The organism is Campylobacter sp. BCW_4332, from assembly GCF_001763175.1.
Classification (GTDB): Bacteria; Campylobacterota; Campylobacteria; order Campylobacterales; family Campylobacteraceae; genus Campylobacter_D; species Campylobacter_D jejuni.
Genome location: NZ_MJYF01000069.1, coordinates 28,863 through 50,392 on the forward strand (window position 1 = coordinate 28,863; position 21,530 = coordinate 50,392).

Here is a 21,530-nt window from a genome sequence, read left to right on the forward strand (position 1 = left end):
TAATCACCCTTTTTAGGAAGTTCAAAACCTAATTCTTGAGTTTTAAAAAAATCATGTGGAATTCAGTATTGGGTGATAAAAACATCTGCGCTACGGCATAATCACCCTTTTTAGGAAGTTCAAAACCTAATTCTTGAGTTTTAAAAAAATCATGTGGAATTTGGATCAAAATCCCCGCTCCATCACCTGAATTTTCTTCAGCTCCTGCACCACCTCGGTGCTCAAGATTCATCAAAATTTCTAAAGCATCACAAATAACCTTATAAGAGGCAATACCGCGTATATTAGCAATTGCAGCGATACCGCAGGCATCATGTTCGTTCTTTGGGTGATATAAACCTATGCTTTGATTATTTTCTAGGATATTTTCTAAATCCATTCTGCTCTCCTTATAAGACTGATTTAAATTTTGTTAGCTTTATAAAGGATTATAGCATACATTTTTTTAAAATCGATATAATTTTTATCTTAAAAATAAATAAATTAAAAAATATTTTGATAGATTTGTAAAAATTATAAAAACATGGCGATAATACTACCTAAAATCAATAATGAGCCATTATAAAAAATAAAAGTTGGTATGCAAGTATCTTTAATGTGATCGTGTTGTTTATCAGCATTTAATCCTACAGTAGTTCCCATGGTTGTTTCACTGGCTGGACTTCCTGCATCTCCTAAAGCTCCTGCTACTCCTAAGATAAATATAATAAGTGCTGTACTAAAACCAAGTTCCAAACAAATAGGACAAAAAAGCGTAGCTATGATAGGTATAGTTCCAAAAGAAGTACCTATACCCATAGTGATGATAAGTCCTATTAAAAGCATAAAAAATACTGCTAAAAATTTACTTTGTTCCATCCAAGGAACGACTGAATTTACAAGCTCTACTACTGATCCACTTTCTTTTAAAACTTCTCCATATCCTGCAGCAACAAGGATAACAAAAGCTATAAAACCCATCATTTTAAGTCCATCATCAAAAACTTCATTGACTTTTGAAAATTCAACTCCACCCAAAATAACCATTAAAACAAAACCCAAAAGCCCTGATAAAGGTAAATTCATAGTCAAAATTTGCAAAATTAAAGTTAAAACAAGCCCAGCTAAAACGCCCCATTCCTTACGAGTCATTTCAAGATTTTCTAAATTTACTTTAGCAATTTCTACTTCTTGATACTCTCTTGGCTTACGATAAAACACAAAAAGCGCTAGAAAAAGTCCTGTTATCATACAAATAGCAGCAAAATACATAGTATTTGTAACATCATTTAAAGATACACTTACATTATTTGCATTTAAATTATCTTTTAAAAGATCTTGAAAAGTAAGTCCAAAGCCTACTGGCAAAACCATATAAGGCGTAGTAAGTCCAAAAGTTAAAGCACAAGCAACCGCTCTACGATCGATTTTAAGTTTATTAAAAAGACTTAAAAGAGGTGGAATTAACAAAGGTATAAAAGCCACATGAATAGGAATTAAATTTTGAGAAAAACAAGAAATCAAAGCTATAGACAAAAGCAATAAATATTTTTTATGAGATATAAAATGGCTTACTATCTTAATCAAATATGCAGTTAAATTTGTCTTTGAAATCGCTGCGGCAATGGCCCCTAAGAGTATATAGCTAAGAGCTGTTTTTAAATTTTCCTTCATTCCGCTTATAAGTATATTCATAGTATCTACGAGTTCAAGATGAGAAAATACACCTGCAACAAGAGCTGAAATCAAAAGACTCAAAAGCACATTAAAACGAAACAAACAAAGTAAAGTCATCAAAACAACACTGATAATGATAGGATTAGTAAGTAAAGTCAAAATCATTCCTTAAATAATTTTAAAAATTTAATTGTAGAAAAAACTTAGTTAAAATGTAATAAAACTCGAACATATGATGATTTTATTTAATATGTAAAATTATAAAAATAATTAATTTTTTTAATTTAAATAATTAATATAATTAATTATTTAAATTTTTAAAATTTATAATAAAATAAAAGATTATATAAATATTTAAGGATATTTCAATGAAACAGAACGATCAAAAAGAAAATCGTAGAGACTTTCTAAAAAATATAGGACTTGGTTTATTTGGCATTAGTGTATTGTCAAATTTTTCTTTTGAGAATTTTTTAGGAAGTAAGGCTTTGGCAAAAGAATTACCTGATTTTAAAATAGAAGGTAAAAAAGATCTTATCTATCATGGTGAAAAACCATTAACAGCAGAAACTGAAATTTATGCTCTTGATTCTGATTTTACAAAACCTGAAAATTTCTTTGTTAGAAATAATGGCTTACCACCAAGCCTAGAAACGATAAAAGAAAGACTTCATAAAGGTTGGACTTTAGAAATCGATGGAGAAAGTATTATCAATAAAAAATCTTACACCATAGAAGATTTAAAAAAGAAATTTAAAACCTATACTTATGCCTTAACAGTTGAATGCGGTGGAAATGGTAGATCTGAAGTTATACCTAGCACAAAAGGAACTCAATGGGGTTATGGTGCAGTAGCTTGTGGTAGATGGACAGGAGTGCGTTTAAAAGATATTTTAAAAGATTGTGGCATCAAAAATGATGCGGTGTATATCGGATATTATGGTATAGATACAAAATTAAACGGTGAAGAAACTTCACCTATTAGTAGAGGAGTTCCTATTTCTAAAGCTTTACAAGATGAAACTCTAATAGCTTGGGCTTATGAAGGCAAAGATATTCCTTTAGTTAATGGCTATCCACTTAGACTTGTTTGTGGTGGTTACCCTGCAAGTACAAGCGGTAAATGGCTTTATAAAATTTCAGTAAGAAATAAAATTCATGATGGTGAAAAAATGGAAGGTTCTTATAAAGTTCCTGTAAATCCAGTAAAACCAGGAGATTTTAACTATAAAGGCGAGATGAAAATCATAGAATCAATGCCTGTAAGATCTGTAATCACTAATATCAAAAATGGTTCTGAAATAAAAGCAAATAAAAAATTTGAAGTTAGAGGTAAAGCTTGGGCTGGCGAACTTGAAGTTAGTGAAGTTTATGTAAGCAATGATTATGGCGTAACATGGACCAAAGCAAAAGTAGAAAAACCATTAAATAGATTAGCATGGCAAAAATGGAGTGCTCAAATATCAATACCGACAAAAGGATATTATGAAATTTGGGCAAGAGCTATCGATAGTCAAGGTAACAGTCAACCTATGGTTTTAGCACAGTGGAATCCAGGAGGATATATCAATAATGCATGCCATAGAGTTAATGTTTATGGAGTTTAAGAATGAAAAAAATTATATTGATCTTAGCATTGTTTTTAAGTGCAAGTTGGGCTCAAAATCTTGAAATTAATCCTGATACAGGATTGATTATCGATCCTGATTCACCTTTAGTGGAAGCAAATTGTTTAGCTTGTCATGGATCCAATCTCATTACCAATATGCACGCAAGTAGAAAAGCTTGGTTAGCAGCTATAAGATGGATGCAAGATAGTGAAGGACTTTGGGAAATAGAACCTGAAGATGAAGAAAAAATTTTAAATTATCTTGAAAAATATTATGGAGAAAAATACGATACAAGAAGAAGAATTCCTCTAGCTATATTCTTACAAAACAAAACTCATTGAAGAAATCATTTCTTCAATGATAAATTTACACATCCAAATGTTTTACATCTTTAGCGTGTGCTTGGATATAATCGCGTCTTGGTTCAACTTCATCGCCCATAAAGAGATTAAAGGTATCGTTTGCACTTTGTGCATCTTCAATAGTAATTTTTAAAAGTCTTCTTACACTTGGATCCATTGTGGTTTCCCAAAGTTGCTCAGGATTCATTTCTCCTAAACCTTTATAGCGTTGTATAGTAGCACCTTTTTTAGCATTGGTTTCAACATCTTCAAGAACTTCTAAAATATCTTTATCAAATTCCAAGCCTCTATCTTTAATCTTATCAAAAATATAACTTGCTTCTTCATATAGTGGATGAGTGAAAAGTTCTTCATTGATCACAAGTTCTTCTAGGCCATTTTGAGTTTGAACAAAAGCTCGAATTTCATTTTCGTTGATATAATGATTTAAGATATTATATCCTTGTGTTTCTAAAAATTGTTTGATTACACTAAATAATTCTTCATTATTTGCTTTAGCTAAATTTGAATTTTCTATCATATAGCGTATCACAGAAATCACATTAAAACGCTTTTCAAGATCTTTTAAAATTGCACGATAAGCTGCAACGATTTTTAAATAATCTTTTAAATCATTCATTCCTATACCTTCATAATTTAAACCTTCTATTCCCGTTTCTATCAGGTATTCGCTCAAAGCTTTTTCATCTTTTAAATAAATTTGCTTTTTAGCTTTTTTATAAAGATATAAAGGCGGTTGTGCTAAATAAATATGTCCATTTGTCACAAGTTCATTCATAAAACGGAAGAAGAAAGTTAAAAGCAAGGTTTGTATATGTGATCCATCAACATCCGCATCTGTCATGATGATGATTTTATGATATCTTAGTTTTGAAAGATCAAAATCTTCACCTATACCACAGCCAAAAGCGGTAATCATATTTTGAATTTGCTCAGATTTTAAAATTTTATCCAGTCTTGCTTTTTCAACATTTAAAATTTTACCACGCAAAGGCAATATAGCTTGGAAAGATCTTTCTCTACCTTGTTTTGCAGAACCTCCTGCAGAATCCCCTTCCACAAGATAAATTTCACTTTCACTTGGATCTTTACTTTGACAATCAGCTAATTTCCCTGGTAAAGTTCCTACGCTTAAACTTTCTTTTTTACGCGTTAATTCTCTGGCTTTTTTCGCTGCTTCTCTACCACGAGCAGCCATTAAAGCTTTGTTCATTATAGCTTTAGCTTCGATAGGATTTTCTTCAAAATATTTAGTCAAATACTCAAAACTTGCTTTTGAAACTATAGGACGCACATAAGTTGAACCAAGTTTTCCTTTGGTTTGTCCTTCAAATTGTGGTTCAGGCACCTTTACACTCACAACAGCGATTAAACCTTCACGCACATCTTCACCCGTGATTTTATTATCTTTTTCTCTAGCACTTGCATTTGCTTCTATATAGTTACTTATCACACGAGTTAAGCCCATTCTAAAACCAGCTTCGTGTGTTCCACCATCTGGAGTTTTGATATTATTTACAAAAGAGAGTAAATTTTCGCTATAAGTATCATTGTAAAGCAAAGCTACTTCAACATTCACATCTTCTTCATCTACGCTAAAGAAAATTGCTTTAGTTAAAGCTTCTTTTTTATTTAAGTCTGTAACAAACTGAGAAATTCCACCTTCAAAGTGAAAACTTTCATGTTTGCCTACGCGGTTATCTTTAAAATTTATAGTGATTTTTGGATTTAAGTATGCAAGTTCACGAAATCTTTTAGCCAAAATTTCATAATCAAATTCAGTCACTTCAAAAATTTGATCATCAGGCCAAAATTCTATAGTTGTTCCTGTCTTTTTACTTTTTCCTATCACACCAAATTCACTGATAACTTTACCTTCTGAAAATTCTTGACGATAAATTTCTCCATTTCTTTCAACTGTAGCTACAAGTTTTTTAGAAAGTGCATTTACAACCGAAACCCCAACACCATGCAAACCGCCTGAAACTTTATAAGTATCTTTATCGAATTTTCCCCCTGCATGAAGGACAGTTAAAACAACGGTTAAAGTTGGCATATTTTCAGTTGGGTGCATATCAACAGGAATACCACGACCATTATCACTAACTATACAGCTTCCTTCAGTAGTGATTTCTACATCTATAGTATCACAATGTCCTGCCATAGCTTCATCGATAGAATTATCCACAACTTCATAAATCATATGATGAAGTCCGCCTATGTTTGTATCTCCTATATACATACCTGGGCGTTTTCTAACAGCTTCTAGGCCTTTTAGGACTTTAATATTACTCGCACCGTAATTTTCTTGCATATTTTTCCTTTATCTTTTACTTGTTCTTATTATAAAACCATAGGCATGATAATCATTGATAGTCCTTGGGATTTGACTATAAATGCTGAATTAGGTTCATTTACACTTAAAGTGAATTTTTCTTCTTCTATAGAAGTTAAGAAGTCAAGTAAATATTTGATTTTTATAGTAAGATTAAATTCTTCACTCACTCCTGTTTGAATTTCAAGTTCTGTTTTTGCTTCCATATTGTCTAAACTTATACCTTCAAAGATGATTTTATCTTTGTTAAAATGAAGTTTCATTTTTTCAGTTACAACGCTGATTTTTTTAAGACTATCTATAAAATCTTCAGTTGAAAAGCTAAGTTCTTGTTTGAAAGTTTTTGGTATAACTTTTTCATAATCTGGAAATTTATCGTTAATAAGTTTTGTAAAGAATTCAAAGTTTTCATTTTTAGCGATAAGCATATTTTGATCATAAAAAATTTCTATTTTTTCATAGAAAAGTTTTTGCATTTCCATGATAGCTTTTTTAGGGATACTAAAACTGAATTCTTGATTATTTGCTTTTTCTAAAGTATAGATTGCAAGGCGTTTTGTATCAGTTCCTACGAAGTTAATTTTATCTGTTTTTATATCTAAAAATGCACCATTTAAGGAGTATTTTGGATTGTTTGTATCAATACTTGGTAATATCTTTTTAAGAGAACGACTTAAGTCACTTGAATCAATGTCAAATTGGTTTTTTCCTTCTGTATTTGGAAAATTTGGAAAATCTTCGTGATTAAACATAGGAAGTTTGTATTTTGTACTTTTTTGTCTTATAAATAAGAAATTATCAATAGTTTCTAAAACAACTTCTTCGTTGTTTAAGCTTTTAATAACATCTGCAATACTTTTTGCATTTGCAGTAGCAAAACCACTTGATTCTACGCGGATTTTTTTTATCTTATAGTTGATACCTATTTCATAATCACTAGCTCTAATAAGAAGTTTATCTTCATCAGCATGAAAAAAAAGATGAGAAGTAATGGTGCTTGAATCTTTTTTTTCTACATAAGCATTACATAAAATCACTGCAGATTCTAAAGTATTTTTATTGATACTTAACTTCATTTTTTCTCCTTGGTTTATTTTAATTTAAATTCGTTGTAATAATAAGCTTGTTGAAATTGTGAAATTCTTCAAAGCAAAATAATCAAATTTGTATTTTATCATACTTTGCTTAATTTCTTTTTTTCACACTCTAGAATTTATTTTTCACATCCTTTCACTTAACTTTGACTTTTAACAAGAATTTTGTTTTTAAGTTCTTCGATTTTTGCTTTTAAAGAAGCATCATTTTCTATCATTTCTGTGATTTTTTTAACATTATGTGAAATAGCTGTATGATCTTTCATTTCAAAATAATTCGCAAGTTGTGGCATAGTCAAAGCTGTAAGTGTCCTAGCTAGGTAAATCACAATGCGTCTTGCTGTGACTATATTTTGAGTTTTTTTATTGGATTTCACATCGCTTGGTTTGATGTTAAATTCTTTACATACTAAAGATAAAATATCATCTATGGTGATATTTTCTTTCTTTTCTTTGATATGATCTTTCATCACACTTTTGGCAAGTTCGAGTGTGATTTCTTGTCCTAGTATGGTTGCATAAGCATTTAAACTTATGATGATACCTTCGATTTCTCTTATATTATCCCCTAAAGAAGTAGCGATATAGTTTATGATATCATTAGAAAGATTGATATCGTTAAATTCACATTTTTTTCTTATGATGGCTATTTTTGTATCTAGTTGAGGTGGAGTTATATCAGCTATGATCCCATGTGCAAAACGACTTTTTAAGCGTTCGGTTATACCTTTTAGCATGTTGGGTGGATTGTCTGAAGTCATGATGATTTGTCCATCGTTGTTTTTGATTTCATTAAATATAAAGAAAAATTCTTCTTGAATTTTATCGGTTTTTCCTAAAAACTGCACATCATCTATAAGCAAAACATCGCAGTTTCTATATTTTTCATGAAATTTATCTAAAGAGCCATTTTTTAAATTTGAAGTAAAATCATTGATAAAATTTTCACTTGTAGCGTAAATGACTTTTTTTCCCATTTCTAAGCTCGCATTTCCAACTGCTTGAAGTAAATGTGTTTTTCCAAGTCCTGTAGGCCCATAAACAAAGATAGGATTATAAAGTTTTCCAAGCTTGTCTTTATGTATTATAGCTTTACATGCTCCATAAGCGTATTTGTTAGAATCCCCTACAACAAAACTTTCAAAAGTAAAAGAAGGATTTAAAATCGTGCTTTGTGCCTTTATATGAGCTATGTCGATTTTTGTGCTTTTGTTGCTTTGCTTAGCACTTTGTGCTTGTATGTTTATGATGGCTTTATTTCCGCTTTGCACTTCATAAAAATGCGCGATTTTTTTGCCGTATTTTGTTTGTATGAATTTAGCCATGAGTTCATTTGGAGCGTTAAAAACCAAAAGATCTGCTTTGCTTTGTTTTTCGTTGAATTTTAAATTTGATAAATAGTTTTCGTATTCGTTTTCGCTTAATTCTTTTTTTAAATTTTCAAGTATTTGGCTTGGATTCATAATCTCTCTTTAAATTTTGCATAGTGTATAAATTTTATCTTAAATTTTATAAAAAAAGGTTAAAATCCGCTTTTGTATTTTATTTTAAAAAGGTATGAATTTGAAAATTTTAGGTATAGATCCAGGTTCGAGAAATTGTGGTTATGCTATCATAGAAGCCAACAAAGGAAAAAACATTCTCATAGAAGCAGGGCTTATAAAGATAAAGCCAAGCACCTTACAGTATCAAATCACAGAGCTTTGTGAGGGTTTGGGCTTGATTTTTAAAAATCATTCTTTTGATGAGGTGGCTATAGAAGATATCTTTTTTGCTTACAATCCAAAAACCGTTTTAAAACTTGCACAATTTCGTGGAGCCCTATCTTTAAAAATTCTTCAAATTCATGGAGACTTTGCAGAATATACTCCCTTACAAGTGAAAAAAGCCGTCACAGGAAAAGCCAAAGCAACCAAAGAACAAGTTGCTTTTATGGTAAAAAGACTTTTAGGACTTAGCAAAGATATCAAACCTTTAGATATCACAGATGCTATAGCAGTGGCTTTAACCCATGCGGCAAATTTAAGAGTTAGGGTATGATTTTGGTAATTTTCATTACATAAAAGCCCAAAGTTCCATAAACTCCTAAAATACCTTTAAATTTTTTCTATAAATTTTTAAAAAATTCATAAAAAATTTCAAAAGTTGGAACAGAACTTGCTTGTAAAACTTCACATAAACGCAAAAGTTTTTAAAGTCAAAGCGTTAAATTTTTAAAGCAATATTTTATAAAGGATTTAAGATGATGAGATCACTTTGGTCTGGCGTAAGCGGACTACAAGCACATCAAGTTGCGATGGATGTTGAAGGTAATAACATTTCAAATGTTAATACTACTGGTTTTAAATACTCTCGTGCAGATTTTGGAACTATGTTTAGCCAAACAGTAAAAATCGCTACTGCTCCAACTGATGGAAGAGGCGGACAAAACCCACTTCAAATCGGTCTTGGCGTTTCAGTAAGTTCTACTACAAGAATTCACTCTCAAGGTTCAGTTCAAACTACAGATAAAAACACTGACGTTGCTATCAATGGTGATGGTTTTTTCATGGTGAGTGATGATGGTGGTCTTACAAACTATCTTACAAGAAGCGGGGATTTTAAACTTGATGCTTATGGAAATTTCGTTAATAACTCTGGTTTTGTTGTTCAAGGATGGAATATCAACTGGGATGATCAAACCATAGATAGTTCAAGAACACCGCAAAATATCTTTATCGATCCAGGCATGCATATCCCTGCAGCAAAATCAACCGAAGTAGCTATCAAAGCAAATTTAAATAGTGGTTTAAATATAGGAACTTCAAGTAGAAATCTTTATGCACTTGATTCAGTTCATGGTTATAATAACAAAACCAATAGAGCAGAAGATGAGAACGATACAGGAACGACTCAGTTTTATACCACTTCTAAAAATTCAGTTGAAGTTACAGAAAAAGGTGTGGATGCGGCTTCTTTATTTAATGCTAAAGGACAAGGCTTAAATTTAAGAGACGGACAAGGTATTTGGGTATCTTATGCGGATGCAAAATACTCTACAAATAAATTAGGTGTAAGCGCTTTTGATCCAAATTTACAGAAAAATCAAACCGCAGCTTTTTGGGGAAATGCGGATCAAAAAGTAACTTTAGATATTATGCTAAATGGGGTTAGAATTACAAATGAAAATATCCAAAGCATAGATGATGCGATCGCTTATATCAATACTTTCACTGCTCCAACAGATACAAGAGACGGAACAGGGGTAAAAGCGGTTAAAAATAAAGATGGCAGTGGAATTGATTTTATCAATACAAATTCCGATGGTAGCACGGATAATATGAAAAATATCGATCTTAGTGTTTTAACATCAAATACAGCAGGTGAAGTTTGGACAGCTACTTGGAGTGATCAAACAAAAAAACATACTTTTCAACACAATAAACAAGATACTACATCTTTATGGACAGCAACAGGTGGAAATGCAACTGCCTTGCAAGGTGATAGAAATCCAGTAAAAGTTATCACAGCTCATAAATATATTTATAGTTCAAATCCTGTCGATATAGGCCCTATGTATAATCCTGATGGTGGTCCTTCTTTCGTCGATAATGACAATAATAATGGAACAAGACCAACAGATCCAGCTTCAGGAGCTTATTATGACGCAGTCAATGGCGGACTTTTAAATACCAATGCAAGAACCTTTAGAACGACAGAAGATTTAAGAGAACTTTTACAAAGAGACGCCAGATATGGGGTGGATTATGATGGAAGTGGAACTTTTGCAGCAGCAGATATCAATCAAAATGTAAAAGTTGTCGTAACAGCAAATGGAAATTTCGCTATCTCAAATGCCAATGAAAAATCAGAAGTTCCAGCTAATGCAATCAAGGGTGTGGCAAATGCAACCACAACAGATCCAAAAAATATGAGCTTTAATATCACAGCTTATTCAAACAAAGAAGGTACAGTAAGTAAAAATGATGCTTTTACAAGTATTTTTAAAGCTTTTGATGGTCCTTTGGTTGTAGGCGGATCGATAAAAGAAAGTGAGCAGCTTAAACTTTCAGCTTTTTCAGCAGGACTTGAAATTTATGATTCTTTAGGTTCAAAACATACTTTGGAAGTGCAGTTTGTAAAACAAAGCACTACTCAAGATGGGGGTAATGAATGGCAAATGATCATCCGTGTGCCAGAACCTGCGGAAATCAATACCACAGGAGAAGGTCCAAACAATATCATCGTAGGAACAGCAAGATTTAATAATGATGGATCTTTGGCAAACTATACACCAAAAACGATCAATTTCTCACCAAATAATGGTGCTGCGCCAAATCAACAAATCAAACTTTCCTTTGGAACAAGCGGAAGCAATGACGGCCTTGTAAGCTCAAACTCTGCTTCAACTCTAACAGGACAAGCAACCGATGGTTATACTTCGGGTAACTTAAAACCTGATGCTATCCGCGTTGATGATAAAGGAAATATCTTAGGCGAATTTACCAATGGTAAAACTTTTGCAGTGGCAAAAATCGCTATGGCTTCAGTGGCTAATAACTCAGGTCTTGAGGAAATCGGCGGAAACCTTTTCAAAGTTACTGCAAATAGTGGTAATATCGTAGTAGGTGAAGCAGGAACAGGGGGTCGTGGTGAGATGAAAACCTCAGCTCTTGAAATGTCAAATGTGGATTTGAGCCGTTCTTTAACAGAACTTATCATTATCCAAAGGGGTTATCAAGCAAACTCAAAAACCATTTCAACCAGTGATCAAATGCTTCAAACCTTGATCCAGCTTAAACAATAATTTAAGCTTAGCATTCTATAAAATATTGTTTTTTGCTCCCTTAAAGGGAGCAAGCCTTGCTTTACAAGCCTATCTTGGTAGTCTTGTAATACTAGGCTTAGGCTTGAACTGCCTTCAATTTATTGCTAACTCACTCTTGCTAGGGGTGAGTTGCAATAAAATTGCATTTTCTTATCTGTATCATAATCGTTTTAAAAACTTATTTTGTTATAATTTTTGCTCGAAATTTAAATTTTTAAGGAAAATCTATGCGTTATGGTGAAAAAGAAATCAAAGAATTTGATGTAGAAAATATGGAAATTTGGCCAAATGATGCGAAAAATGACTATATCATTAAAATCACTTTGCCTGAATTTATGTGTTGTTGTCCGCGTTCGGGTTATCCTGACTTTGCGACGATTTATCTTGAATATATGCCTGATAAATTTGTGGTTGAGCTTAAGGCGATAAAGCTTTATATCAATACTTTTATGTATAGAAATGTTTCACATGAAGCAAGTATCAATGAAATTTACAATACTTTAAAAGATAAACTAAAACCAAAATGGATTAAAGTTGTGGGGGATTTTAACCCGCGTGGAAATGTGCATACGGTGATAGAATGTCGTAGTGATATAGTTGTTCCAAAATAATATTTGAGTAAAATATTCACATATTTTTATGTAAAGATTAAATATTTTATAAAAAATTCTTATTTAATCTTTGAAGAATATATAATATAAAAAGATATAAAATTTTTAGATCGAATTTTATTATAAGGAGTTAGGATGAATAAAAAATTATTAAGCATTGTCGCAAGTGCTACTTTGTTTTCAAATTTGGCTTTAGCAGATGAGAATTCTGGTTTTTTTATAGGTGCTGATGCAGCTTGGATGCATGCTCAAGTAAAAAGTGAGTTAAAACATAAGAATACAAAGCAAAATTTTAATGGAGATATTTCAGGTAATATACCATCGTTTGGTCTAAAACTTGGATATCGTTTAAATGAAAATCATAGAATTTATGCTGGTTATAATTATTCTGATGAATTTAGTGATTTTATCAAAACTCCTAGAATTCAAATCGAAGGTGATTTTACTACACATAAATTTTTAACAGGTTATGATTTTACTCCTGAGCTTTTTGAAAAAACCAGAGCTGTTTTAGGTGTGTATGGAGGATATGCAAGAACAGATCTTACCTTAAAAACAAGCTTTTTATCTTTGTCGCAAAATTTTGACGGTTATTTTTATGGAGCGAAAATAGGTGCTTTATATGATTTGACACCACATAATGAAATAGAATTAGGCTTTAAAGCAGAGCAAATTCATTATAATTCTAGAAATTTTTATCAAAATAAAGTGGGCTCAAACTTTTACGATCCTAAACAAACAAATTATGGTGTATATTTAGGATATAATTATAAATTTTAATCTAATGCAAGTTTTTATAACTTGCATTAATGAAATCAACCTCCACCAATAAAGTATTTTTCAACATCATCAAGTAATTTTTCACAAATTTGAGAATCTGTGTTTTTTTCTACTATAAGATTTATATAAGTTTTAGTATCTCTAAAGCTTCCTGCTGATTTTGAATTTTCGCGAGTGAGTTTTTGAGTGTCTCTAGTGTATTCTATATTGATGTTAAATTTTAGCGCAGCGCTTGCTTCTCCTAAATTTGTTTTTACTACTACATTCATTTTAGAAGCTTTAGCGAGTGTGGCTTGGGTTTTATTTATGATTTCTTTAAAGCGTTGGCAAGATCGTATGAGTGTAGCGATAAATTTGTTATCAAGTCCCTCATAAGCTACTTTGAGTTTGTTTTTGATATCTTTTGTACTTTCCTTTTCAGGGGCGACAAAAACCATGTAAAAACCGTTTTTTATAGCTACATTGTCTGTTTTTACATCGCGTCCACTTGACATAACTTTAACATAAATGGCATTATCAAGATAAACACGATCTACCATAGGGCCATAAATTTCGTATTCTTTTTTTCGGACTATGACTTCACGGGCTAGCATATTTAATTTTACATTGGCTTCGTGAATAACAGGTTCCATTTCTTTTTTAATCTCTAAGAGTTCTTTTAACATCAACATCCTTTTTGTTACTTAAAATTACAATTATATCAATAATTTTCTTAATTTAAGAATTTTACAAACACATTTACTAAAAATATGATACATCAAGGATTAGTTTTAACAAAGGAGGAAAAGATGAAACAAATTTGTAAAATTTCAAATTCAGTCCAACAAAAAAGTAAAGACAATACTTTTAATCTGCTACTGCAACTCTCACTCTAAAACTCAATTTTATTTTTAATCATTTTTTACATTTTTAATTTTTTATCATTGTTGTTAAGTTTTTGAAATTTTATTCATTTAGTCTATTTGGTTTTAAAGGATTAAATCATGAAAGATAATAAAATCATAATCTTTGATACCACTTTGCGTGATGTGGAAAATGCGATTTAGAAGAAGTGGTTATGGCGATAAAAACTTGCCTTGAAAATTTAGACTACGATGAAAATATTTATAATTTAGATGATGTTTATGTTTGGTGAGTTTTGAAAATTTTGGTAGTGGCTCTTCAAGAGAGCATGCGCCTTGGGCTTTGGTTGATTATGGTATTAGAGCTATTATCGCACCTTCTTTTGCAGATATTTTTAAAAACAATGCCTTAGGAAATGGTTTGCTTACCATAGAACTTACTAAAGATGAGGTTTTGGAAATAGTTGATGAGTTAAAAAAATCCCAAGATAAAAATATAGAAATTTCTTTGTTGGAAAAAAAGAGTATTTTTTAAAGATAAGATTTTTTCTTTTGATTTAGATGATTTTCACAGAATTTGTCTTTTGGAAGGACTTGATAATATAGCTTTGACTTTAAAACATGAAGCACAAATCAAAGCCTATGAGAAAAACTCAAAAAGCTTTTTGGTTTAGAATTTTTTCATAAGCTAAAAAAGGATCTTGGTAATTAGGTATGTTAAAATTTCCACAAAAATTAAAATCAAGCTTTTTAAAAAGCGAATTCATAGGAAAATTTTTACTATGAGTATCTGCTCTTAAACTTGCCTTGTGATTTTCCAAGGCAAAATTTTCGCAAAAATTTAAAAGTTTTTGTGCCACGCCTTTGCCTTTTGCATTTTGTTTGACGGCTAAACGGTGTAGATAAAAAGCTTTATCATCATATTTTTTGTTAAAAATAACTTGTTTGTAAAATTCAGGTTCAAATTTTTCATTGATACAGATAAAGCCTAAAATTTCATCATTTTCTTTAAACACATAAAGTTCTTGTGCTTGTATATCTTCTTGAAAAACTATTTCATTAGGATAATTCTCATCCCATTGATGAAAATTCATAGCTTTCATAGCGTTTAAAGCATCTTTTGTGATTTCAAGTATAGAATTTAAATCTTTATGGACGGCTTTTTGTATGATAGTGTTTTGCATGATAATCCTTTGTATAAGGAAGGGTGATGGTGGCTCCGATTGGACTTGAACCAACGGCCACTACCATGTCAAGGTAGTGCTCTACCAGCTGAGCTACGGAACCATATGGTGGAGCATAGCGGGTTCGAACCGCTGACCCCAACGCTGCCAGCGTTGTGCTCTCCCAGCTGAGCTAATGCCCCTTTATAAGTCTGAGATTTTATCGCAATATTACTTGTTTTTGGCTGAAAACTAAAATCAAATTTTTAATTTATGATGTAATATACTACTTTATTAAAAGATTTAAATCAAGTTTCTAAATATGTTAAAGATGAAAAAATTAAAAAACTTTTAATAGAAAAAGATAAAGATAAAAAAGGCGAAAATGGCGGAATAGGAATTCCAGCAACAAGAAGTAATCACATAGAAACTTTAATAAACAGAGGCTATATTGTAGTTTCAAAGGATAAAAAGCAAGTTGTTAATGCTACAGAACTTGGAATTAATTTAATCCAAAATTTAGATCCTATATTGACAAATCCAGACATGACAGCTTTATGGTTTGAATCTCAAAAAGAGATACAAGAAGGAAAACTAAAAAGAAGCGATTTTTTAAATTCAATTAATGATTTTATTTTAAAAATAATTGATAATGAAAAGAGTTTAAACAAAAAATTGTTTCTAATGAAGAAAAAGAAAAAATAACTTGTCCTAAATATCAAAAAAGGTTTTTTAAGAGAAATAAATGGAAAATTTGGAAAATTCTTTTCTTGTTCTGAATATTCTAATGGTTGTGATTTTAAGGCGAAATCTGTTAATGGAAAACCTGAATTAGAAAATAAAAGCACTAATTTAAATACATCTTTTAAATGTCCTCAATGTAATCAAGGAAACTTAATAAAAAGAGAAAGTAAAAATGAAAAAAACAAATTTTGGTATGGTTGTTCTGAATGGAAAAATGGTTGTAAATTTATGTGTCCTGAATTAAATGGCGAACCTAATTTAAATGCTAAAAATAATTTTCAAAACAATTATAAGCAAAAGGTTAAATACAAATGAAAAAAATAATTTTATTTTTATTGCTGTTTAATTTCTTATTCGCAGAAGGAACAAATAATGGGCAAGGAGTTGTTTCTGAAACTACTAAAGAAGAAATGCAAAAAATATTTCCTGATAGTGATGACATAGAAACTAATGATAGATGTAGTTGGGAGTGTAGAAAGGTTAATAGCGGATATGGAACTCAAATCATAGGATTTGATTTTAAAAATGGGACAACTTTTTGTAGAGTTTATAAAAATGAAAATTTTGATTTAGATTTAAAATTTAATGCTTCAAAAACTAATTTATCTTGTGCTAAACAAGTGTATACAGGACTTGATACTGAATTAAAAAATTATGAAAATATAGATAGAAAAATTAATTTAGAAAGTATAATTAAATGGACGCCAAGCGATACTAAAATTAATTTTGCAAAATATTTAGTTGCTTTAGCAACTTTAAATCCAAATATTATTGATAGAGAAAAAACTTATAATTTAGGAGAATTAACCTTAAAAGATGGTATAGATAATTTTAGCATTAAAACTATACAAAAAAATCAAAGTTTTATGGATTTTTTGATAGCTCCAAATTCTGTTTTAAATCAAAATAAAGGATTTTCTGCTTCAAGTATAAGTTTGCAAGAAACTTCAGCTGTAGATGGTTTTAATAAAAATAATATGGCGTATTTTTCAAATCTATTTTTAGCCAATGAAAAAATTTATCAACATTTACAAATTCTAATTCTTGTTTTAGTTGGTGGATTTTTTCTTACTTCAATTAGTGCAGAAAAAATTCAAGCTTACTTAGAAAATAGGGGCGAAAATGAAGGAAAGCAAAAATTTTTACATAAATTTTATATTCCAATGATTATGATAGGAACATTTTTTATGCCTATACCCGAAGGAAATGGTTTAGCTCACTCAACAATTATGCAAAACGTCATTAGATATTTTGCATTAAAATCAACAGATATTGCAGATATGGCTAGTGCAATTGGTGGAAAAACCTATATGGATAAAATTTATAAAAGTATAGGTGGAGTAAATATTCAAGGTATTAAAGCCTTATTAGAGAAAAAGAAAGAAAATGAGTTTCTTATAAGTCAAGGAGATGAAATTTATAAAAAAACTTGTTCTTTAAGATATAAAAACCAACTATCTGCCATTAGAGAAAGCTATATCACTTCTTTAACAGATGAAGATAAAGAAAAAATAAAACGATTTTTAGCTGAAGATAGTAATGATATGGCAGGAAAAAATGGCGATATTTCCTTGGAAGCTTGTATAGCTTTAGAAGCTGATATTTTAAAAGCAAGAAATGAAATAACTAAAATAAATTCTCAAATGGAAAAAATTGATAAATTAAGAGATAACACTCAAAAAATCAATGAAATGAAAAATCTTGATGCTTATTTTGCAGTAAGAGAAATGCAACTTGGATGGATAAATTCTTTATTTACGCCAAGTAGTGCAATTTTAGCAGAAGTAACTATGTTTAAAGAAGAGCAAGGTGATGAAGATGAACAAAAAGAAAGGATGATTAAAGCAACTAAAAAAATATTCAAAACACTAAAGAAAATATAAATAAAGGAGATATTGAAATTAGTAAAGATGATATTACAGATAGCTCTTTAGGATGGATAGCAGGTAAATTAGTATGGATGATGTTACCAGGAGCTTCAACTATAAAAGATTTTGTAATGGAAAATACTGGAAAATTCATGGCTGTAATTCAAGCAGCAGCAGCTTCTACTGTGCCAATCATAGGAACAGTAGGTGGAGCTATCGTTGGATACATAACAGGAACAGTTGTCTCAACAATTACAGGATATGCTATAGCTATAATGTTAATAGAATGGACTTTTCAAAAAATACCATTATTGGTTTGCACTACAGCTTCTATTATAATATTTGTATCTTATTTAGTTTCTTTGATAAAATATTTTTATATTTCACCATTCGTTGTAGCTTTCTCCTTAGCAACTAAAAGAATGGATAAAATTATTGAATTCTTAATTAATGGCATGGCTATATTTTTAAAACCCGTATTAATTATTCTCTTTATATATTTATCATTATTTATAAATGTTTTAGTAGACGAATTTTTCTTATTTGTTTCTGTAGAACAATTTACAGGAATTAAAACTAGCGTATATAATTTTCACACTAACTTTATTATAGGTGCAATCACAGGCTTATTAACTATATTTGCAAAAATTGCTTCAGTGGTAATTATGTGGAATTTAATTATTAAAGGGTCTTCATGGGCTTTATCATTAGTAGGTATTGATGGAAAACAAAGTGAAATGATTTCTCAAGGTATGGAAAACACTTTAAACAAGAGAGCAAATATTGTTTAAAGAAATCTCAACTAAACCAAATATATACAAAGGAATAAAATGGAAAATAAAATGAAAAAAATATATAGAACTTGAAAGAAAAGAAGGACAAATCAATGACATTCCATACACTATTTTGAAAGTTGAATATCCTAATCTAAAAGAATTAAAAGATAAGGATTTATTAATGCAAAATGACAAAGGACAATGGCTTTGTGGCTATATTGGCTTAAAACACGAACAAGAATTAGATTTTAATAAGTTGAAAAATGAAGTTTGTAAGCCCCTATTTATTTAGAAAAATTTGACACTGATTTATTTGAAAAAGACGAGAATATTACTAAAATCATATTTTTTGATCAAAATCATTCTTGGAATAAAAGTAGGATAAATACTCAGTTAGATGAAGATTTATGCTTAAAAGATATTGAAAAAGTAGTAAATCACATTATTAATTTTAACAAAAATAATATAAAAGAAGAAAATTCCAATAAAGAATATAAATTTCAAAGGAGAAGAAAATGACAAAAATAGATTATTATAATTTTTTAGATGAAGCAGATTACTTAATGAAAAAATACAAAGAAGAACAAAAGGAGCTTACAGAAGAAGTATTTTTAAATTTTTTAAAAGAAATGGTAGAAAAATACAATCTTAATAAAAGAAAATATGATTTTTTTGTGCTTCATAATAATTTTTTCTTTGTAACAAAAAACAAGCAATGTTACACAATAATCAGCTTTGAAAAAGACAAAGATAGAAAAATAGATTTTTCAGGATATAGCCTTGAAACAAAAGAATAAGGACAAAAATATTTTGAAGAAAATTTTAAAGAATATGAGAAAGTTGATTTTTTATGGAAAACATAAAATTTGAGAAAAAATTAAAAGAATTAGAACTTACAAAAAAAAGAATTTGTAAATATGGAAAGAGTAACTATGTTAAAATTACAAATCCAAACGCAACAAAAAAAGATATAGAAAAGAATAAAAAGAAAATGGTAGAAGAGAAAGAAAGTAAGGGGAGCAATCTTATACAATTAAGAATTAGCGATAAGACGAAAGAATACCTTCAAGAGAGAGCTGACAGCTTAGGTTTTCCTTTAAATACATATATTTATCATCTTATTATGAAAGATATGGAAACTTTTAATCGAAAGTGATTAAAAGTTTTTTCGAAAAATGCTAAACTCAAAGAAACACTAGATAAAAAAGCTGAAGAGTTAGGCATTAACACAACTCAACCCATAAAAACATTTTAATTATCAGAAATATCACAAAATTTCCTTCGCAAATTACACTCAACGCTAAGTATACTATAATGATCATTATAATTTATAATCATTATATCAGCATATTCATATCTTCCATTTTCAATTTCTTTTTTAGATTCTTTTTGTGAATTTAAAAGAAAATTATAATCTCTTTCTTTAAGTGTTTTAATATTTTTTATTTCGCTTAAATCAATTAAAGAATACTTTCCACTTGTTTTATACTCTTCATCAATTTTTTTAAGTGCAAATTCATATCCTTCTTTACTTCCTTGCTCTGAATTATAAGTATATTCTTTAAGTTTAGGTTCTCCACAACCTATAAAAATTAAAGATAATCCAAAAATAATTAAATGCAAACTTTTTTCTTTTTTCATTTTAGTTCCTTCTTATTTTATCTTTTAAATTTTCTTGATATTCATTTTTTTCATTTTTTAGAGCGAAATGTTTTCTTTTTTCTAGTTCATTTTTAACTTCTTTTATTACTATTGTGTCAAATTTTTCAAAGTTTTTATAATAACAAGCTTCTTCCAAAGCTTGAAAGTATTCTTCTTTTGAAGAATACTTAATATTGATAGGTGGATAATTATTTTTAACAAGCTCATAATTCATTAAAAGCCTTGACATTCTTCCATTACCATCAATAAATGGGTGTATTCTAACAAAGTCAATATGTATTCTTGAAGCTCTAATAATAGGGTGTAAATTTTGTGCTTCATTCTCATACCAATTTAAAAAGTTTTTCATTTCAAAATCAATACTCAAATAATCAGGTGGAATATGTTTTGCACCGCTAATCACTACATTAGCCTTTCTATATACTCCAGCATTCTTTATATCAATTGTTTGTAAAATAATTTGATGTAAAGATTTAATATCAAATTCATTTAAAATTGTATTAGCATTTGCAAGTTCTAACATAAAATCAATAGCATGTGAATGGTTTATGGTTTCTAAGTGTTCTTTTACACTTTTTCCTGCAATAGTCATACCTTCAAGCACTGCTTTTGTTTCAAATAAGGTAAGTGTATTTCCTTCGATTGCATTAGAATCATTTGTATATCTTAATTTAAAATCTTCTTCTAGTGATTTTTTAGTTTCAAAAGCTAGTTTGTGTTCTTTCAAAAAATCTTTTAGAATATCAATTTCCTTTAGAACATCTTTTAAATTCATTTTCTTTTCCTATTTTTTATAATGATAGAATATTTTTTTATTTTATCAATTTTTCTATTAATTTAACCATCCCAATACAAAAAACAGATATTTCTCCATATAAGACAGAAATTCCCTAACTTTTCTTTTGTTATTCATTTTTTTCTCCTTTTATTCCAAAGATAATCAATATTATATTATATAGTATTATATTATAAAATTTTCACTCCTTAACTTCTAAATAACTCCTTGTTTTCGTAGATATTGCCTACGATTTCAAAATTATAATAATATTTTTCATAATAAGTTATTTCTCCACCTTGTTCCGCATCTTCATCTATATTCGATGTAAGCACAAAACCATTTTTCCCAAATTTAACAATACCCATATATTTTTGCCAAAAATGATAAGCTGTGATAAATGTATAAAAAGATTTATTTTTTATGAAAAATTAGAGAATTAATG

General features: G+C 29.6%; 19 protein-coding genes, 2 tRNA genes and 3 pseudogenes. 12 read left to right on the plus strand and 12 right to left on the minus strand.

Features of this window, described 5'->3' with window-relative positions:
- Window positions 1-67: 67 nt before the first annotated feature.
- Window positions 68-379, minus strand: a pseudogene (locus AJN64_RS08830) (hypothetical protein); the annotation flags it as partial.
- Between the two features lie 134 nt (window positions 380-513).
- Complete coding sequence (locus AJN64_RS08835; RefSeq protein ID WP_044779740.1) at window positions 514-1,821, minus strand: Na+/H+ antiporter family protein; 1,308 nt, start codon at window positions 1,819-1,821, stop codon at window positions 514-516.
- 203 nt (window positions 1,822-2,024) lie between these two features.
- On the opposite strand from AJN64_RS08835, the gene AJN64_RS08840 reads away from it, so the two are divergent.
- Both AJN64_RS08840 and AJN64_RS08845 read left to right on the plus strand, forming a co-directional pair.
- Entirely contained in the window at window positions 2,025-3,263 is a 1,239-nt protein-coding gene (locus AJN64_RS08840; RefSeq protein WP_044778576.1) for a sulfite oxidase, read from the plus strand.
- 2 nt (window positions 3,264-3,265) lie between these two features.
- On the plus strand, window positions 3,266-3,607 hold the full coding sequence (locus AJN64_RS08845; RefSeq protein WP_002857673.1) for a monoheme cytochrome C: 342 nt from the start codon (window positions 3,266-3,268) through the stop codon (window positions 3,605-3,607).
- A gap of 25 nt (window positions 3,608-3,632) precedes the next feature.
- Here the strand turns inward: AJN64_RS08845 and gyrB are convergent, their stop codons facing one another.
- The 3 genes from gyrB to dnaA all read right to left on the minus strand — a co-directional run bounded on the left by gyrB (window position 3,633) and on the right by dnaA (window position 8,520).
- Window positions 3,633-5,942, minus strand: a complete 2,310-nt coding sequence (gyrB, locus tag AJN64_RS08850; RefSeq protein WP_052859133.1) for a DNA topoisomerase (ATP-hydrolyzing) subunit B — start codon at window positions 5,940-5,942, stop codon at window positions 3,633-3,635.
- Between the two features lie 29 nt (window positions 5,943-5,971).
- Window positions 5,972-7,039 (minus strand): DNA polymerase III subunit beta, encoded by a 1,068-nt coding sequence (dnaN, locus tag AJN64_RS08855; protein WP_002860849.1) that lies wholly within the window; start codon window positions 7,037-7,039, stop codon window positions 5,972-5,974.
- A gap of 158 nt (window positions 7,040-7,197) precedes the next feature.
- Window positions 7,198-8,520 carry a chromosomal replication initiator protein DnaA gene (gene dnaA / locus AJN64_RS08860; RefSeq protein ID WP_020246800.1) on the minus strand — a complete coding sequence of 441 codons (1,323 nt, stop codon included), beginning with the start codon at window positions 8,518-8,520 and terminating at the stop codon, window positions 7,198-7,200.
- A 94-nt stretch (window positions 8,521-8,614) separates the two neighbouring features.
- On the opposite strand from dnaA, the gene ruvC reads away from it, so the two are divergent.
- From ruvC to AJN64_RS08885, 4 genes are all read left to right on the plus strand, one after another.
- Window positions 8,615-9,097, plus strand: coding sequence for a crossover junction endodeoxyribonuclease RuvC (ruvC, locus tag AJN64_RS08865; protein WP_083271930.1), 483 nt, complete (start codon window positions 8,615-8,617; stop codon window positions 9,095-9,097).
- 202 nt (window positions 9,098-9,299) lie between these two features.
- On the plus strand, window positions 9,300-11,843 hold the full coding sequence (gene flgE, locus AJN64_RS08870; protein WP_070292896.1) for a flagellar hook protein FlgE: 2,544 nt from the start codon (window positions 9,300-9,302) through the stop codon (window positions 11,841-11,843).
- Window positions 11,844-12,091: 248 nt separating this feature from the next.
- Window positions 12,092-12,475 (plus strand): preQ(1) synthase, encoded by a 384-nt coding sequence (queF, locus tag AJN64_RS08880; protein WP_044778580.1) that lies wholly within the window; start codon window positions 12,092-12,094, stop codon window positions 12,473-12,475.
- 135 nt (window positions 12,476-12,610) lie between these two features.
- Window positions 12,611-13,255 (plus strand): outer membrane beta-barrel protein, encoded by a 645-nt coding sequence (locus AJN64_RS08885; RefSeq protein ID WP_070292897.1) that lies wholly within the window; start codon window positions 12,611-12,613, stop codon window positions 13,253-13,255.
- Between the two features lie 35 nt (window positions 13,256-13,290).
- On the opposite strand, the gene AJN64_RS08890 is transcribed toward AJN64_RS08885, so the two are convergent.
- Window positions 13,291-13,920 carry a hypothetical protein gene (locus tag AJN64_RS08890; RefSeq protein WP_002860843.1) on the minus strand — a complete coding sequence of 210 codons (630 nt, stop codon included), beginning with the start codon at window positions 13,918-13,920 and terminating at the stop codon, window positions 13,291-13,293.
- Between the two features lie 463 nt (window positions 13,921-14,383).
- Here AJN64_RS08890 and leuD point away from each other — a divergent pair.
- Window positions 14,384-14,771, plus strand: a pseudogene (leuD, locus tag AJN64_RS08895) (3-isopropylmalate dehydratase small subunit); the annotation flags it as partial.
- On the opposite strand, the gene AJN64_RS08900 reads toward leuD, so the two are convergent.
- From AJN64_RS08900 to AJN64_RS08910, 3 genes are all read right to left on the minus strand, one after another.
- Window positions 14,751-15,281, minus strand: coding sequence for a GNAT family N-acetyltransferase (locus tag AJN64_RS08900; protein WP_070292898.1), 531 nt, complete (start codon window positions 15,279-15,281; stop codon window positions 14,751-14,753). The pseudogene leuD and the gene AJN64_RS08900 sit on opposite strands and share 21 nt — an antisense overlap.
- 27 nt (window positions 15,282-15,308) lie before the next feature.
- Window positions 15,309-15,384 (minus strand) — tRNA-Val (locus AJN64_RS08905).
- A 3-nt stretch (window positions 15,385-15,387) separates the two neighbouring features.
- Window positions 15,388-15,463: transfer RNA gene (locus AJN64_RS08910), tRNA-Ala, on the minus strand.
- 100 nt (window positions 15,464-15,563) lie between these two features.
- Here AJN64_RS08910 and AJN64_RS09845 point away from each other — a divergent pair.
- The 5 genes and pseudogenes from AJN64_RS09845 to AJN64_RS08930 all read left to right on the plus strand — a co-directional run.
- Window positions 15,564-15,965 (plus strand): annotated as a pseudogene (locus tag AJN64_RS09845) (DNA topoisomerase); the annotation flags it as partial.
- 350 nt (window positions 15,966-16,315) lie between these two features.
- Window positions 16,316-17,887: a hypothetical protein gene (locus AJN64_RS08915; RefSeq protein WP_070292899.1), complete on the plus strand. Its 1,572-nt coding sequence runs from the start codon at window positions 16,316-16,318 to the stop codon at window positions 17,885-17,887.
- Window positions 17,888-17,967: 80 nt separating this feature from the next.
- Window positions 17,968-18,663 carry a hypothetical protein gene (locus AJN64_RS08920; protein ID WP_126265082.1) on the plus strand — a complete coding sequence of 232 codons (696 nt, stop codon included), beginning with the start codon at window positions 17,968-17,970 and terminating at the stop codon, window positions 18,661-18,663.
- A 500-nt stretch (window positions 18,664-19,163) separates the two neighbouring features.
- Window positions 19,164-19,445 carry a hypothetical protein gene (locus AJN64_RS08925; protein ID WP_070209948.1) on the plus strand — a complete coding sequence of 94 codons (282 nt, stop codon included), beginning with the start codon at window positions 19,164-19,166 and terminating at the stop codon, window positions 19,443-19,445.
- 53 nt (window positions 19,446-19,498) lie between these two features.
- Window positions 19,499-19,804 (plus strand): hypothetical protein, encoded by a 306-nt coding sequence (locus AJN64_RS08930; protein ID WP_070209947.1) that lies wholly within the window; start codon window positions 19,499-19,501, stop codon window positions 19,802-19,804.
- 95 nt (window positions 19,805-19,899) lie between these two features.
- Here AJN64_RS08930 and AJN64_RS08935 read toward each other — a convergent pair whose 3' ends face one another.
- The 3 genes from AJN64_RS08935 to AJN64_RS09340 all read right to left on the minus strand — a co-directional run bounded on the left by AJN64_RS08935 (window position 19,900) and on the right by AJN64_RS09340 (window position 21,453).
- A complete protein-coding gene (locus AJN64_RS08935; protein ID WP_053872655.1) occupies window positions 19,900-20,289 on the minus strand; it encodes a hypothetical protein in 390 nt (129 codons plus the stop codon).
- 1 nt (window position 20,290) lies between these two features.
- Entirely contained in the window at window positions 20,291-21,085 is a 795-nt protein-coding gene (locus AJN64_RS08940) for a Fic family protein (RefSeq protein ID WP_004305857.1), read from the minus strand.
- 209 nt (window positions 21,086-21,294) lie between these two features.
- Window positions 21,295-21,453, minus strand: a complete 159-nt coding sequence (locus tag AJN64_RS09340) for a hypothetical protein (protein WP_079729000.1) — start codon at window positions 21,451-21,453, stop codon at window positions 21,295-21,297.
- Window positions 21,454-21,530 lie beyond the last annotated feature (77 nt).

Excerpts from the sequence above, each read along its gene's own strand:
- AJN64_RS08835 (WP_044779740.1), bottom strand. The coding sequence starts at position 1,821 with ATGATTTTGACTTTACTTACTAATCCTATCATTATCAGTGTTGTTTTG.
- AJN64_RS08840 (WP_044778576.1), top strand. The coding sequence starts at position 2,025 with ATGAAACAGAACGATCAAAAAGAAAATCGTAGAGACTTTCTAAAAAAT.
- AJN64_RS08845 (WP_002857673.1), top strand. The coding sequence starts at position 3,266 with ATGAAAAAAATTATATTGATCTTAGCATTGTTTTTAAGTGCAAGTTGG.
- gyrB (WP_052859133.1), bottom strand. The coding sequence starts at position 5,942 with ATGCAAGAAAATTACGGTGCGAGTAATATTAAAGTCCTAAAAGGCCTA.
- dnaN (WP_002860849.1), bottom strand. The coding sequence starts at position 7,039 with ATGAAGTTAAGTATCAATAAAAATACTTTAGAATCTGCAGTGATTTTA.
- dnaA (WP_020246800.1), bottom strand. The coding sequence starts at position 8,520 with ATGAATCCAAGCCAAATACTTGAAAATTTAAAAAAAGAATTAAGCGAA.
- ruvC (WP_083271930.1), top strand. The coding sequence starts at position 8,615 with ATGAATTTGAAAATTTTAGGTATAGATCCAGGTTCGAGAAATTGTGGT.
- flgE (WP_070292896.1), top strand. The coding sequence starts at position 9,300 with ATGATGAGATCACTTTGGTCTGGCGTAAGCGGACTACAAGCACATCAA.
- queF (WP_044778580.1), top strand. The coding sequence starts at position 12,092 with ATGCGTTATGGTGAAAAAGAAATCAAAGAATTTGATGTAGAAAATATG.
- AJN64_RS08885 (WP_070292897.1), top strand. The coding sequence starts at position 12,611 with ATGAATAAAAAATTATTAAGCATTGTCGCAAGTGCTACTTTGTTTTCA.
- AJN64_RS08890 (WP_002860843.1), bottom strand. The coding sequence starts at position 13,920 with ATGTTAAAAGAACTCTTAGAGATTAAAAAAGAAATGGAACCTGTTATT.
- AJN64_RS08900 (WP_070292898.1), bottom strand. The coding sequence starts at position 15,281 with ATGCAAAACACTATCATACAAAAAGCCGTCCATAAAGATTTAAATTCT.
- AJN64_RS08915 (WP_070292899.1), top strand. The coding sequence starts at position 16,316 with ATGAAAAAAATAATTTTATTTTTATTGCTGTTTAATTTCTTATTCGCA.
- AJN64_RS08920 (WP_126265082.1), top strand. The coding sequence starts at position 17,968 with ATGTTACCAGGAGCTTCAACTATAAAAGATTTTGTAATGGAAAATACT.
- AJN64_RS08925 (WP_070209948.1), top strand. The coding sequence starts at position 19,164 with ATGACAAAAATAGATTATTATAATTTTTTAGATGAAGCAGATTACTTA.
- AJN64_RS08930 (WP_070209947.1), top strand. The coding sequence starts at position 19,499 with ATGGAAAACATAAAATTTGAGAAAAAATTAAAAGAATTAGAACTTACA.
- AJN64_RS08935 (WP_053872655.1), bottom strand. The coding sequence starts at position 20,289 with ATGAAAAAAGAAAAAAGTTTGCATTTAATTATTTTTGGATTATCTTTA.
- AJN64_RS08940 (WP_004305857.1), bottom strand. The coding sequence starts at position 21,085 with ATGAATTTAAAAGATGTTCTAAAGGAAATTGATATTCTAAAAGATTTT.
- AJN64_RS09340 (WP_079729000.1), bottom strand. The coding sequence starts at position 21,453 with ATGGGTATTGTTAAATTTGGGAAAAATGGTTTTGTGCTTACATCGAAT.